The 12,689-nt window shown below is 64.5% G+C and carries 16 protein-coding genes; 1 reads left to right on the forward strand and 15 read right to left on the reverse strand.

Translation table 11 applies throughout. The features are described from left to right. The 15 genes from ABT24_RS09555 to ABT24_RS09625 all read right to left on the reverse strand — a co-directional run. Positions 1–1,382, reverse strand: a 1,382-nt coding sequence (locus ABT24_RS09555) for an efflux transporter outer membrane subunit (RefSeq protein ID WP_286737739.1), incomplete at its 3' end; no start/stop codon positions are given. Further along, complete coding sequence (locus tag ABT24_RS09560) at positions 1,369–1,821, reverse strand: cytochrome c (protein WP_013122797.1); 453 nt, start codon at positions 1,819–1,821, stop codon at positions 1,369–1,371. The genes ABT24_RS09555 and ABT24_RS09560, both read right to left, overlap by 14 nt. A gap of 58 nt (positions 1,822–1,879) precedes the next feature. Beyond that, positions 1,880–3,088 carry a lipid A deacylase LpxR family protein gene (locus ABT24_RS09565; protein WP_276726663.1) on the reverse strand — a complete coding sequence of 403 codons (1,209 nt, stop codon included), beginning with the start codon at positions 3,086–3,088 and terminating at the stop codon, positions 1,880–1,882. Next, the gene (locus tag ABT24_RS09570) at positions 3,085–3,972 is read right to left on the reverse strand and encodes an LOG family protein (protein WP_276726660.1); all 888 of its coding nucleotides are present in this window, start codon (positions 3,970–3,972) and stop codon (positions 3,085–3,087) included. The genes ABT24_RS09565 and ABT24_RS09570 overlap by 4 nt, the downstream gene beginning before the upstream one ends. Continuing rightward, positions 3,959–5,389, reverse strand: a complete 1,431-nt coding sequence (locus ABT24_RS09575) for an MBL fold metallo-hydrolase RNA specificity domain-containing protein (protein WP_276726658.1) — start codon at positions 5,387–5,389, stop codon at positions 3,959–3,961. Before ABT24_RS09575 ends, ABT24_RS09570 begins: the two co-directional genes overlap by 14 nt. 7 nt (positions 5,390–5,396) lie before the next feature. Then, positions 5,397–5,600: a YgaP family membrane protein gene (locus tag ABT24_RS09580; RefSeq protein ID WP_013122801.1), complete on the reverse strand. Its 204-nt coding sequence runs from the start codon at positions 5,598–5,600 to the stop codon at positions 5,397–5,399. A 16-nt stretch (positions 5,601–5,616) separates the two neighbouring features. Then, the gene (locus ABT24_RS09585) at positions 5,617–5,925 is read right to left on the reverse strand and encodes a TehB family protein (RefSeq protein ID WP_286737741.1); all 309 of its coding nucleotides are present in this window, start codon (positions 5,923–5,925) and stop codon (positions 5,617–5,619) included. Positions 5,926–5,948: 23 nt separating this feature from the next. After that, positions 5,949–6,659, reverse strand: coding sequence for an ABC transporter ATP-binding protein (locus ABT24_RS09590; protein WP_156052885.1), 711 nt, complete (start codon positions 6,657–6,659; stop codon positions 5,949–5,951). A 2-nt stretch (positions 6,660–6,661) separates the two neighbouring features. Next, positions 6,662–7,876 carry an ABC transporter permease gene (locus tag ABT24_RS09595; protein ID WP_276731011.1) on the reverse strand — a complete coding sequence of 405 codons (1,215 nt, stop codon included), beginning with the start codon at positions 7,874–7,876 and terminating at the stop codon, positions 6,662–6,664. Beyond that, positions 7,873–9,021 (reverse strand): efflux RND transporter periplasmic adaptor subunit, encoded by a 1,149-nt coding sequence (locus ABT24_RS09600; protein WP_276731007.1) that lies wholly within the window; start codon positions 9,019–9,021, stop codon positions 7,873–7,875. The genes ABT24_RS09595 and ABT24_RS09600 overlap by 4 nt, the downstream gene beginning before the upstream one ends. Next, positions 9,018–9,626: a TetR/AcrR family transcriptional regulator gene (locus ABT24_RS09605; protein ID WP_286737743.1), complete on the reverse strand. Its 609-nt coding sequence runs from the start codon at positions 9,624–9,626 to the stop codon at positions 9,018–9,020. Before ABT24_RS09605 ends, ABT24_RS09600 begins: the two co-directional genes overlap by 4 nt. A gap of 13 nt (positions 9,627–9,639) precedes the next feature. Further along, on the reverse strand, positions 9,640–10,278 hold the full coding sequence (locus ABT24_RS09610) for a DUF2202 domain-containing protein (protein WP_286737744.1): 639 nt from the start codon (positions 10,276–10,278) through the stop codon (positions 9,640–9,642). 26 nt (positions 10,279–10,304) lie between these two features. Continuing rightward, positions 10,305–10,994 (reverse strand): DUF2202 domain-containing protein, encoded by a 690-nt coding sequence (locus ABT24_RS09615; RefSeq protein ID WP_276733050.1) that lies wholly within the window; start codon positions 10,992–10,994, stop codon positions 10,305–10,307. 18 nt (positions 10,995–11,012) lie between these two features. Further along, positions 11,013–11,327, reverse strand: a complete 315-nt coding sequence (locus ABT24_RS09620) for a hypothetical protein (protein WP_276733048.1) — start codon at positions 11,325–11,327, stop codon at positions 11,013–11,015. Between the two features lie 30 nt (positions 11,328–11,357). Next, positions 11,358–11,828, reverse strand: coding sequence for a hypothetical protein (locus ABT24_RS09625; RefSeq protein WP_013105438.1), 471 nt, complete (start codon positions 11,826–11,828; stop codon positions 11,358–11,360). A 123-nt stretch (positions 11,829–11,951) separates the two neighbouring features. On the opposite strand from ABT24_RS09625, the gene ABT24_RS09630 reads away from it, so the two are divergent. After that, positions 11,952–12,689 (forward strand): response regulator, encoded by a 738-nt coding sequence (locus tag ABT24_RS09630; protein ID WP_276733047.1) that lies wholly within the window; start codon positions 11,952–11,954, stop codon positions 12,687–12,689.

Consider the following 12,689-nt stretch of genomic DNA (forward strand, 5'->3'; position numbering starts at 1 on the left):
AGTTGCAGCGCGCTGGCTGTGCCCAGCGCGTATTGCTGCTCCACCAGTTGCAGCGAAGTTTGCGCCGAGGCAACGGCTGCGCTCTGTGCCTGCAAGGCCTGGGCGTCGTGTTCCAGCGAGCGCAGCACATCAGCCACCTGCCGCAAGCCTTGCAGCACAGTTTCGCGGTAGTTGGCGGCCGCGGCATCAAAGCCGGCCTCTGCAGCGCGTGCCTCGGCCTTCAGCCCGGGTTTGAACAAAGGCTGGGCCAACTGCCCGGCCACTCCCCAGATCAATGAACCACTGCCGAACAGACTGGCCGCGGTCAGCGCCTGGCTGCCCAGGTTCGCACTCAGAGTGAGCTGCGGGTATTGTTTGGACACCGTCACGCCGATCTGCGCGCTGGCGGCGTGCAGCAAGGCTTCGGCCGCGAGGATGTCGGGCCGCTGACGCACTAGCTCAGACGGCAAACTCAGCGGCAAATCGGCGGGCAGGTTGAAGTCGTCCAAGGTGAAACGCGGATTCTTCGCCGTGCCGGGTTCTTGCCCGCTGAGCACGGCCAGCAGATGGGCCGCCTGGTCAGCGCTGTTGCGCAGCGGGGCGATGCTGGCGCGGGTTTGTTCCATCTGGGTTTGCAGCGTGGCGATGTCCGAGGCCGTGGCCACGCCGAGACGTTCGCGCGCGCGGGTGATTTCAAGCTGCTCCTGCTGCGCTGCCAGAATTTGCTGCAGTGCGTCGATCTGAGCGGCCAGCAGTGCCTGCTTCACGGCCGTGGCGACCACGGCTCCAGCCAGACTGAGTTGCGCAGAATCGAGCTGGTAACGCCGCCATTCGGTCTGTGCCGCCAGTGCTTCGAGTGCGCGACGGTTGCCGCCGGAAAGATCAAAGGCGTAGCTCACGCCAACCCCCGCGCTGTACAAGTCGTAGCGCCGCTCCCCGCCGGGTAGTCCCATGGCCGCGCTGTTGTTTTGCAAGGTCTGCGCGCCGAGCGTGGCGCTGACCTGTGGATAAAGGGTGGAGCCGCTTTGCGCGGCATAGGTTTCGCGCGCCTGTCGCAGCGTGGACTGCGCCGCGGCGATGGTCGGGCTGTGCTGCAGAGACTGCACGACCAGGGCGTCGAGCTTGGGTGAAGCAAATGCCTTCCACCACATTGCGGCCACGGTTTGACCCGCGATGAACTGCTGCGCGCCACCCAGTTCGCCGGGCGTCGAAGCCGTGCGGGCGGGCGGCTTACCGGTGTTGTACGACATGGCCTGTGGAACGGGCGGCGTTTTGAAATCCGGCCCAGCGGCGCAACCGACGAGCCCTAAGGCCAGGGCAAGGATAGAGAGTTTCCGCGTCGGCGCATGACCTGATCCCACGGCATGGACGAAGGCATCATGCGTTGTTTTAGCGTTGGCCATAAAAGTGCTCCTGGAACGATTTGCGAAAGGTCTGATGACAAGCCAGACAGCTTTGCTGGACCGAGGCAAATTGGGTGATGACCGCTGGGCCGTCGCCCCGCGTTGCGGCCTCGCCCATGGCTGCGGCCGCTTCATGAACCTGTTCGTCGAGGCCTCGGAACTTTCCGGCATCCTTGCCGAGCCAGGCCATGATGCGCAGTCTTTCCGCCACCGGTGGCTCGGGGTGATGGGCGATGATGGGCGCGAGGCGTGCCACCAGGGCCCAGTCTTCTCGGGAAATCGCTCCCGTGACGGCTTGCATGTCGCGTTCGAGTTTTTCCATCACGTTCTGTAAAGCCATAGGTTTCGCGGGCTCGGCGGCTTGCGCATGAAAAGTGGCGCCGAAGGCGAGCACGGCCGCGGCCAAAGTGATGGCGCGGAAGCGTTTGGGATTGTTCATTGCGTAGTCCTTTTTTGTTTCATTGAGCCAAATCCAAGGCGGACATCGTCAGGATCATTCAAAACTCCATGCTCAGCGCGACCGAGCCGAAGGCATGGCGACCGGCTTGTTCCGCGAACTCGCGCGTGCGCCAGACGCGCATCAGCGCCAGCCGGATGCCGTGCCCGGCGAGCAGCCATTGGCTGCTGATGCCGACCGCTGCTTGGGCCACCCAGGGACGGCGCGTCACGCTGTGGCTGGAGCGAAGGAGATTGCCGTCAAGGGAAAAGTCATAGGCAACGGCCTTGGCCTCCACCATGCCGAAGAAATGCACGCCGGGACGCGGCCGACTGGCGACCGCCATGACGCTGTTGGGCACGCCATGAAGGGAGGAGGCCGATGGCGGGCGGTTCTCGGCGCCGGAGCGGATGGGATAGCTGCCGAAATCGTTCGGCAAGTTCCAGCCGATGCGGCCTTCGACGCCCAATGTGGCCGAGGTTTCGATATTGCCCAGGCGCAAACCCATGGAACGAATGACATCAGCGGAAAGACCGGGAATGATGGCGCCCGCGCCACGATAGGTCTTGTACTTGCGATCCATGGCGAGCTGAAGCGCCGGCTCGTTTTTCAACTGGTTGTCCCAGCCCTGGAACCTGGGCGAGCCGATCGCGTCATGGACCAGGTTCTGCGATTGTTCCGCCAGCGACCACGGGCCGATCACACCGAGTGTGATCTCGCGCGTATCGAGGATTTCGCGATTCGACTCGGGTTCGTGTTTTCGCTGGTTCCACGCCAGGCCCAGGTAGAGCAATCCGGCATAGGGCCGGTCATTGGCGATCAAGTCCGTCCGGGTGGAGTCCTCCGGCGTGAACATGGACTGGCCAAATCTGACCACCACGTTGTGTGTCTGTGCAGAACCATCCGCATCGGCCCAGAATGCGGGGTTCATGAAGCGGATGAGCTGCGCCTGCAGCCGGATCGGCGCCGGCAGGCACTCGGGCCGTAGTCGGCCGGGGATGTCGTGCGAAACCAGAGTGAATGCCACGCCATTCGTGTAGTTCCGGTCGGTGCCGACAAACAGATCGTTTTCCAGCCTGGCCGTGCCGCCACGAAGTCTGAATCTCTGTTCAGCCGTGCATTCTCCGGCATCAGCAGCGCCTTCATTGACGGTTTGCGCCAGGGTCGGCGCGGGGAGGAGAACCCATGCCGCCAGCGCCAGTAGGGTTTGTCCCAAGCGATGTCGGGCGAGCGCGCGCGCGCAGGGCAGACAAGGCGTGCACTTGTTCATCCCTGCGCCTCCTCGGGGCCCGGCGGCATACCGTGATAGAAGGTCTCCAGGACGGTGACGATGTCTTCCGCAGAATCCACGCGCGTGAACAACCCCCGGTCTTCTGCGCTGATGAAGCCCTCGTCCACGAGGTAATCAAAGTCGACGGCTCGACGCCAGAATTCGCTGCCGACCAGCACGATCGGGATGCGCGCCATCTTGCCGGTCTGCACCAGGGTGAGCACCTCGAACAATTCGTCGAGCGTGCCGTAGCCGCCTGGGAAGGCGACCAGCGCCCGCGCACGCAGCAGAAAGTGCATCTTGCGCAGGGCGAAATAGCGAAAGCGGAAGGCAAGCTCTGGGCTGATGTAGGGGTTGGGTTGCTGTTCGTGCGGCAGAGTGATGTTCAGACCAATGGAGTGCGCGCCCGCCTCGAACGCCCCCCGGTTTGCCGCTTCCATGATGCCAGGCCCCCCGCCAGTGACGACGACGAAGTCGCGGCGCCCTTCCTGCTGGAAGTGGGCCGAGACCAAATGCGCAAAACGTCGCGCCTCTTCGTAGTAGCGCGCGTGCGCCAATTGGCGCCGCACCGAGGCCAGTTCTGACACCTGCTGCGAATGGGGCGGACGGGGCGCCGCGTGCTGCTCCAGATCCGCCAGCTCCGCTTGCGCTTGCTCGCGCGAAACCACGCGTGCGCTGCCGAAAACGACGATAGTGGAGGTAATGCGCTGCCTGCGCAGTTCGCGTTCGGGCTTGAGCAATTCCAGTTGCAGACGCAGCGGGCGCAGGTCATCCTCGGCAAGAAATGCGACATCCTCGTGTGCCAGCTGGTACGTCGGCCCGCGCATGATCGCCTCACGCAGTGTCTTGCGCTGATCAGCGTCGGTTTGGTCAGGGACTGTCATGTCCGCCCCCTCCGGTACTGTCATCCCATTGCACCCACATGCCTGGCTCAGGCACCGTCACGTCCCAACCCCGTTGGTCGCGGAGCCGCTCGGCGAATGCCAGCGCTGCGGCCTCTTCGCCATGCACCACGAAGGTTCGGGCGGGCGGCTTGTGAAAGTGGGCCGACCAACCCAGCAATGCGGGCTGGTCGGCATGTGCCGACAGACCGCCGACAGTGTGGATCGCCGCGCGCACCGGAATGTCTTCGCCGAAGATGCGCACCTGTTTTGCGCCATCGACCAGGCGCCGACCGAGGGTGCCCTGGGCCTGGAATCCGGTGATCACCACGCTGCATTCGCGCCGGGGTAGATTGTGACGCAGGTGATGCTTGATGCGCCCGGCATTGCACATGCCGCTGGCGGAAATGATGATGGCGCCGGAGCGGATCTGGTTCAAGGCCATGGATTCGTCCACGCTTGCGGTGAAATGGAGATCGAGCGGGGCCTTGCTACGGGCGTGCCAGCCTGCGAGGTCTTGCGCTTCATCGTCGAACAGTTCCATGTATTGCCGGGTAATGCGCGTGGCTTCGGCGGCCATGGGCGAATCGACGAAAACCCTCAGATCGTGCAGGCGGCCTTCGCGGCTGAGGCGGTAAAGGTGGTACAGGATTTCCTGGGTACGGCCGACCGCGAACGCCGGCACGATCACATTGCCTCGTTGCAGGGTGCGCTCGACGATCTCGATCAGTTCGCTCTCGCTTGCTGCCATGTCCTTGTGCGCGCGGTCGCCATAGGTGGATTCGATGATCAGGATGTCCGCGTCATCGATGGGTGTCGGATCGCGCAGAATCGGGCGTCCCGGCTGGCCAAGGTCGCCGCTGAACACGAGCTTGGTCGTCTGCGCGGCTTCGCTGACCCAGACCTCGATGATGGCCGATCCGAGGATGTGCCCCGCGTCGCGGAAGCGGCAACGCACCCCGGCATGCGGCGCCAGTTCTTGGTCATAGGCGAGGGGCCGCACCTGGCGCAGGCAGTCCTGGGCATCTTCCATCGTGTACAGAGGGGGCAGCAGCGCGATCTTGTCTTGTGCCGACCTAGCGTAACGTCGAGCCCGCTCGACGTCGCTTTCCTGGATGTGCGCGCTGTCGGGCAGCATCACCTGGAGCAGATCGGCGGTTGCGGAGGTCATGTAGATCGGCCCCTCGAAGCCCGCGCGGGTGAGCTTGGGCAGCAGGCCGCTGTGGTCGATGTGCGCATGCGTCAGCAGCACGAAGTCGATTGATTTCGGGTCGAAGTCAAACGGATTGTGGTTGCGCGCAAGCGCGTCGCGTCCGCCCTGCACCATGCCGCAATCCACCAGGAATCGGGTGTCCGCGGTCTCGATCAGAAAGCAAGAGCCGGTGACTTCGCGTGCGGCGCCGAGAAAAGCGAGGTTCATCGCGGCATCACTTCTGCTTGCGCATCGGACAGGTGCTCAGCCCCAGCAGACGATAGCCCGGACAGCGGCCTGCCAGCCCGGTGAACAGGGGCATGATGCCGATCAGGCCCAGCCAGCGCCAGGGCGAGTCCAGCCACAGCGGCAAGCTCAACAGCACCAGGCCGATGGCCACACGGATGATGCGATCGACACTTCCAATGTTGATTGTCATGACAATTTCTCCAGGTTTACGGGTGGGGATCGCCCGCCTCGGGCGAGGCGGCATGAAACTCGACATAAAAGCGCACCGGGCCGATAGGGGCCACTTCATGCGGTACGGTCGGCTCGACGATGCCGGGTTTGTCGGGCGTGAGCAGATGTCGTTCGGGCACGGTTGCGAGAATGCGGTATTCCAGCAAGCCCTGGGTGACGTGGATCACGCCCCAGACGCCGGGTTTGGTGGTGTGTTCCTTGAGCAGGCCCTTGGGTATCGTGGATTCGGTGAACTCGGGCGTGCGGCGGTAGGGGCGCACATCTGCGGGCAGGCTTTTCAACATGGGGGGACTCCTTCCTATGCGGTTCAGTCGAAACCCCGTCCTTCACCGGCTTCCTCGTGGGTCACGCCGTCGCGGATGTGATAGATGCGCTTGAAGGTGGGGATGATCTTTTCGTCGTGGGTGACGACGATGATGGCGGTCTGGTAGCGCTTGGCCATGTCGCCCAGGATGCGGATCACCGCCAGCGCGCGCACGCTGTCGAGCGGCGCAGTGGGCTCATCGGCGAGGATCACCGGCGGACGGTTGACCAGGCCGCGGGCGATGGCCACGCGCTGCTGCTCGCCGCCGGAGAGCTGCGAGGGCATGGCCTTGGCACGGTGCTGCACGTCGAGCGCGGTGAGCAGTTCCAGCGCACGCTGGCGCGCTTCGCCGTTGGGTTCGCCAGCGAGCATGGGCAGCAGCGCGACGTTGTCGGTGACGTCGAGGAAAGGAATGAGATACGGCGCCTGGAACACGAAGCCGATCTTGTCGCGGCGCAGGGCGCGCAGGTCGCGAATCTTCCAGCCGTCGTCGTAGATCACCTCGTTGCCCAGGGTCATGCGCCCGGCGGTCGGCTCGATCACCGCGCCCAGACACTTCAGCAGGGTGCTCTTGCCCGAGCCCGAGGGGCCGACCAGCCCGACCACTTCACCCGGCGCGACCTGCATGGTCACACCCTTGAGCGCGTCCACCGCGGTGTCGCCGCTGCCGTAGCGCTTTTTCAGTCCTTCGATGCGGATGCCTCTGCCTGTCATGGTCAACCTCCGATCGCTTCGGCCGGGTCGACCTTGAGCGCCATGCGGATGGCCACCACGCTGGCCAGGGCGCAAATCACCATTACCGCGAAGAACCCGGCGATGGAGTCGCCTGGCATGAGCAGCACGAACTTGGGAAACAGCGGCGCGGCGAAGGTGGCGGTGATCTTGCCCACGGCGAAGCCGATCAGGCCCAGCGCCAGCGCCTGCTGCATGATCATCGCGGCGATGGTGCGGTTGCGCGTGCCGATGAGCTTGAGCACGGCGATTTCGCGGATCTTGTCCATGGTCAGGGTGTAGATGATGAAGGCGACGATGGCGGCGCTGACGATGGCCAGGATGACCATGAACATGCCGATCTGCTTGGCCGCCGTGGCGATGAGCTTGTTGACCAGAATGTCTTGCATCTGCGCGCGGGTGAACACGGTCAGGCGTTTCCAGCGCCGGATGGGCGCGGCCACTTCGTCGGCGGTATAGCCGGGCTTGATGCGCACCAGCACGGCATTGACATAGTTATTGGTGCTCTGCGAGGCGATCACGGCATCGAGCAGGCCGGGCACACCGGGGCGGTTGAACGCCGGGTTCTCGGTGGTACGGCGGCGCTGCTGCAGGATGGCCTCGTTGTCCTTCAGGAACTGCGCCTGCTGCGCGTCCTTGAGCGGAATGAACACCATCGGGTCGCCGTTGGAAGAGACCATGCGCCGCGTCAGCCCGACCACGGTGTAGCGGTTGCGGCGGATCTGCAGGGTATCGCCCAGTTTGAAGCCGCTGGCGATGTCGGCCACCGCCTCGTAATGGCTGCGGGTGATCTGCCGTCCGGCCACCAGATACGGCGGCCAGCCCGAGCTGCCGGGGCCGTCGGGGGCGATGCCCACCACCATGGCGCGCACATCGCGCGGCTGGCCGTGATTCGCAGCGCGCACCTGCATGGTGAGGTAGGTGATGTTGTTGGCGCTGGCCACGCCGGGCATGGCGGCGATGCCGCGCCAGGTGTCGTCATACAGACTGGACGATTCGGCGTAAGGCCCCTGCGTGTCTTTCTGCACCACCCACAGATCGGCGCCGCTGTTGTCGAGCAGCACCATGGCATCGTCGATCATGCCGCGGTACACCCCGGCCATGACCAGGGTGACGCCGATCAGCAGCCCCAGGCCGATGCCGGTGAACACGAACTTGCCCCAGGCATGCAGAATGTCGCGTCCGGCCAGGCTGATCATGGCGACACTCCGGGAATGTGGTCGACGATGCTGATGTGGCTGCGCGCGCTGAGTGTGCGCTGGCTGTAGACCACCACGCGCTCGCCGGTCTTCAGGCCCTCGATCTGAACGCGGCCATCCAGGTCGCGGCCCAGCACCTTGACGCGGGCGAATTGCAGCTTGTCGCCTTCGACGCGCCACACGCCGAGCTGGTCGTCTACGCGCTGCAGACTGGCGTTGGGCACGGTCGGACGCGCCGGTAATGCGGGCAGGGCGACAGTGACATCGGCCAGCTCGCCGATCGGCGGCAACGGCTGCGGCAAGGGGGTGAACACAATCTTGGCCAGGGTCTCCTCAGTCACCGCGTCGGCCACGGGATCGACCCGCAGCACCCGCCCGGCCAGAGTCTGGTTCGAGCGCGAACGCAGCACGATGCGCGCCGGCAGACCGGCGGCCAGGCCGGTGGCCGTGAGCTGGTCGAGGCGGGTGTCGATCCACAGGCTATCGGGCGCGATCAGTTCGACCACCGGGGCGCCGGCGACGACCGTCGATCCGGGGTCGGCGTCGCGCGCGGTGACCAAGCCGGCAGTGGGCGAAACCAGCTTGAGGTTGCTGCGCTGGGCCTGCAGCGCGGCGAGGTCGGCGCGGGCGCGCTCGACCGCATCCTGCGCCGCCTGCAGCGCGGCTTCGGCCGACTGCAGCTCCTGCTGGCGGGTGGCGAGCAGTTCCTCGGTGGTGCCGTGCGCGGCAAGCAACTGGGTATAGCGTGTCGCCTGCGTCCGGGCGAAATCGCGCTGGGTCTGCGCCTGGCGCAACTGCGCCTGGGTGCTCAGCAAGGCCGCCCGTTGCGAGCGGATGCGCTCGTCCAGATCCACCGGGTCCATCTCGCCGAGCACCTGGCCGGCACGCACCCGGTCGCCGACATGGACATCAAGACTTTTGACCCGTCCGGCCACGGTCGGGCCGACCAGGGTGGTATACCGGGCCTGCACCGTGCCGATGCCGAACAGCGCCGGGTTGATCGCATGGCTCTCAACCGTGGTCACGGTAACGGGCACCGCTGCCAGCGGGCCGGTGCGCAGCGCCACATAGCCCAACAGCAAGACGAGAGGAATCAGCACCGTCAGCAACAGCAGGGTGCGGCGATTGAGGGCGGAAAAATTCATTTTGTGCTCCCGATACAGCGGCGATACAGCGCAAACGCACCGGGCGCCGCGCTGCGAATGTGTTGTGGTTCGCCAGACAGCAGGGTCTGCATCACCAGACCTTGTATGGCCCCGACGAACATGGCGGCGGCCGCGTCGGGCTCGATGTCCTGGCTCAATTCGCCGCGCTGTTGTCCTTTGACGATGAGTTGGCGCACGCGCTTGCCATAGGCGGCCAGCAGCGTGCGGGCCGCGCGTTTTGCCGCCGTGTCCTCGGCGCGCTGGAGTTCACCGAACAACATGCGCGGCACGCCCGGGTGCTCGGCCACGAAGGCAGTATGAGTGAGGAATACCGCCTCCAGCGCATCGAGCGCGCTGTCGTGGCTGGCGATGGCGCGATCGACCCGGGCCATCAGCCGCGTGGCGACCCATTGCATCACCGCTTCCCAGATGGCGTCTTTGGTGGGGAAGTGACGGAACAGCGCGCCCTGCGTCAGCCCCATGTGCTGGGCGATGGCGCTGGTCGTGATGTCGCTCGGATTACGTTGCGCGGCCAGTTCGATGACGGATTCGACCGTGGCCTCGCGGCGTTCTTCGGCAGGCAGATGCGGGGGACGAGTATTCAATTTGAGCGCAGAATTAAAGTAAGTAAGTGAATACTAACATCGCACATCGCAGAAAAGCACACCCAGGTCGATGCTGCGTGATGTACTGCGGCGTGTAGCTGACGCCTGCCGCGGTCAACTGCGAGACAAAGGAGCGCAGATGATTGCGCGATCCCTTCAGTAGATTCATGTAAACCAGCTTGACGTCTGGGTTGTCGGTCTGCGCGATACGCTCGTTGAGGTCTTTGATGTCCAGATCCTCGATGGCGGCGCCAACCTGCAGCGCTGCATTCAGCGAGGTCTGCCCATGGCTCATCAGGGCGTTGAATAGGGTCTGCAGCTCGGGATCGACGAACACCCCCGTGCCGGTATGCGAGGCGGGGTCGGGCAATTTATAGCGGGTGATCAGAGTGCCCACGGCGTCCATGTGCTGCTGCTCGCTGGCCGCGATGTTGTTGAAAATGGGCCGTCCCCACTGGGTGTAGAGCAGTTGATAGACATCGCGGGCGAGTTTTTCTTCTTCACGCATGAACACGATGCTGGCGGCTTCAGTGTTGTCGAGGGTGCGGGTGCTGTCGCCGCCGCTGCGGCCATTGCCAGCAAAAGCCGCGGTGACCATCAGCGCGCCGCCCAGGGCGAGAATGGCTTTGGAAAAGTAGGTGGGGGTTTTCATCGGTTCGAAGTCTGTGATGGAAGGAATCAAATCGCGCCGGTTTCGGTCGGGCTGTTGATGATGGCGTCAAACTCGGCCTGTGTGATGTACTGCGGCGTGTAGGTCACGCCTTGCTTGGTCAGTTGCGAGATGAAGGCGCGCATGTGGTTGCGCGAGCCCTTCATCAATTCGTTGAACACCAGGGCGATGTCGGCGTTGTCGGTGGCGGCGATGCGCGTCTGCAGGTCCTGAATATCCAGGTCTTCGATCGTCGCCCCCACGGTGAGCGCGGCGATCAGTGAAGTCTGGCCTTGCGCCATCAGGGCGTTGAACAACTCCTGCACGTGCGGATCCTGGAACACGCCGGTTGCGGTTGCGGCTGCAGGATCGGGCAGGTTGTAGCGCGTCAGCAGTAGCGCCACGGCGTCCATGTGCTGCTGCTCGCTGGCCGCAATATTGCTGAACACCTTCTGTCCCCACTGCGTGTAGAGCAGTTGATAGACGTCCCGCGCGAGTTTTTCTTCTTCGCGCATGAACACCAGTGCGCTGGCTTCGGTGGCTGAAAGATCCGACGGGGGGAGGGCGTCGAGCTGCGTGCTGAGCGCGGCGATGGCCGAGGCGGAGGTCGCGTCGGTGCTCGCTGGTGTTGCGGCGACGGTGGAATCGCCACCGCCGCAGCCGGTGAGAGCCAGCACCGCAGCGCCGAGGGTGGTGTTGAGAAAAGTTCGGCGTTGCATGTTTGGGTTCTCCGAGGGTTAGTTCGTCGTGGTGACAGGGGCGGCAGGGGCCGGTTTCAGCGACGGATCCTGGATGCGCTGCTGGTCGCGCTGCTGCAGCTTCTGGCCCTGACCAGCGCCCTGTGCGGTGCCGCTTTTCTGATTCATGTTGCGATGCTGGTACTGGTGTTGCTGCATCTGGCCGGTTCCGGCGCCCGCTGCGGCTCCGGCACCCATGCCACCGCTCATACCGCCACCCATACCGCCACCCCCCATACCGGCGGCAAAAACGGAACCTGCAGCCCCCATAGCCACGGCTGCGGCCAGAAGACGAAGAGAAGTGCGTTGTTTCATGATGAACTCCTTGAAGTTGAAAAACGTGAATCAGCGTCGACCACGCCCACTGCCTTGTCCGCCCGCATGAGCCCCGCCACCGGCTCCGGCGCCGCCACCCGCAGCAGCGCCAGCCGCTGCAGGTCTTGCGGGAGAGCCGACGGCCAGCCCGGCCATGGCTGCCGCACGCTCCATGCGGCGCTCATAGCCCGTGCCGAAAGGGGCCTCGTTCCCATGCGGTGCTTGCAGGGCCGACAAACCCGTAGCTGCTCCGGCAACCGGGCTGTGCAGCGATTTGCCCGCCTGGGCTGCCGCACCAGCTTCGGCTTGCCGCGCCTGATCAGCGGCGACCTGGCGTGTGGCATCGAACAAGGCTCCCGCGCTCAGAGGCTTCTGCTGCGCCTGAGCCGTCGCCAAACCCGCGAGGCTCAGACCGAGACCGACGGTCAGGCGGAGGCAAGAATGAGCGAAAGCGTGCATGGCGGTACGGACAAGGCAGTGGTTGTGATCGATGGGGGACATGTTTCGATGGCGAGGTTGCGCCTGGATGTCCTGCACGAGGCGTTGTATTCCCCTGCGTATCACTTTGTTTCACTCCATGTCGGCAAATGCCGCCAGCCCCTTGGAAGTCCTAGACTTCGGGCCATGAATTCACCTGCTCCCAGTCAGCGCATTCTGGTGGTCGATGACGACCCGGAATTGCGCGCCATGCTGCGTGATTACCTCACCGGTAATGGCTTTTCGGTCGATCTGGCTGCTCATGGCGACGCCATGCGCGCCTGTCTGGCGCAGCAAATGCCGCACGCCGTCATCCTCGACTTGATGCTGCCCGGCGAGGACGGGCTGGCGCTGGCGCGTGAACTGCGGCGCAGCAGTGATCTGCCCATTCTTATGCTTTCGGCACGCGGCGAAGAGATTGACCGGGTGATCGGGCTGGAGGTCGGGGCCGATGACTATCTGCCCAAACCTTTCAGCCCCCGCGAGCTGCTGGCCCGTCTGCGCGCCTTGTTGCGCCGGGCGCAGCCGTCCTCTACGGGGGATTTGCCGCCCGCGTCCAAACCGGCAGAACAGGCGGTGAGGTTCGGCCCCTTCTTGCTCGATGCCGCGGCGTTTCGCTTGCTGCGTGACGGGCAGGATGTGGGATTGAGCGTGGCCGAGTTCACCTTGTTGCAGGTCATGGTCGCGCATCCCAACCGCGTGCTCAGCCGCGATCAACTCATCGACTGGCTCAAAGGCTATGAGCGCGATGCCTTCGATCGCAGCATCGACGTGCGCGTTGCTCGCCTGCGTCGCAAGATCGAAGATGATCCGGCCCATCCCGTTTACGTTCGCACCATCCGGGGGCAGGGTTACCTGTTCAATCCGTCAGGCGTAGGCGCCTGA

Source organism: Thiomonas sp. SCN 64-16, assembly GCF_001725585.1.
GTDB lineage: Bacteria > Pseudomonadota > Gammaproteobacteria > Burkholderiales > Burkholderiaceae_C > Thiomonas > Thiomonas arsenitoxydans.

Bases quoted from the DNA above. Each gene is read 5' to 3' on its own strand.
- ABT24_RS09560 (WP_013122797.1), bottom strand. From the start codon at position 1,821: ATGAACAATCCCAAACGCTTCCGCGCCATCACTTTGGCCGCGGCCGTG.
- ABT24_RS09630 (WP_276733047.1), top strand. From the start codon at position 11,952: ATGAATTCACCTGCTCCCAGTCAGCGCATTCTGGTGGTCGATGACGAC.
- ABT24_RS09595 (WP_276731011.1), bottom strand. From the start codon at position 7,876: ATGATCAGCCTGGCCGGACGCGACATTCTGCATGCCTGGGGCAAGTTC.
- ABT24_RS09610 (WP_286737744.1), bottom strand. From the start codon at position 10,278: ATGAAAACCCCCACCTACTTTTCCAAAGCCATTCTCGCCCTGGGCGGC.
- ABT24_RS09565 (WP_276726663.1), bottom strand. From the start codon at position 3,088: ATGAACAAGTGCACGCCTTGTCTGCCCTGCGCGCGCGCGCTCGCCCGA.
- ABT24_RS09600 (WP_276731007.1), bottom strand. From the start codon at position 9,021: ATGAATTTTTCCGCCCTCAATCGCCGCACCCTGCTGTTGCTGACGGTG.
- ABT24_RS09590 (WP_156052885.1), bottom strand. From the start codon at position 6,659: ATGACAGGCAGAGGCATCCGCATCGAAGGACTGAAAAAGCGCTACGGC.
- ABT24_RS09585 (WP_286737741.1), bottom strand. From the start codon at position 5,925: ATGTTGAAAAGCCTGCCCGCAGATGTGCGCCCCTACCGCCGCACGCCC.
- ABT24_RS09620 (WP_276733048.1), bottom strand. From the start codon at position 11,327: ATGAAACAACGCACTTCTCTTCGTCTTCTGGCCGCAGCCGTGGCTATG.
- ABT24_RS09615 (WP_276733050.1), bottom strand. From the start codon at position 10,994: ATGCAACGCCGAACTTTTCTCAACACCACCCTCGGCGCTGCGGTGCTG.
- ABT24_RS09580 (WP_013122801.1), bottom strand. From the start codon at position 5,600: ATGACAATCAACATTGGAAGTGTCGATCGCATCATCCGTGTGGCCATC.
- ABT24_RS09575 (WP_276726658.1), bottom strand. From the start codon at position 5,389: ATGAACCTCGCTTTTCTCGGCGCCGCACGCGAAGTCACCGGCTCTTGC.
- ABT24_RS09570 (WP_276726660.1), bottom strand. From the start codon at position 3,972: ATGACAGTCCCTGACCAAACCGACGCTGATCAGCGCAAGACACTGCGT.
- ABT24_RS09625 (WP_013105438.1), bottom strand. From the start codon at position 11,828: ATGTCCCCCATCGATCACAACCACTGCCTTGTCCGTACCGCCATGCAC.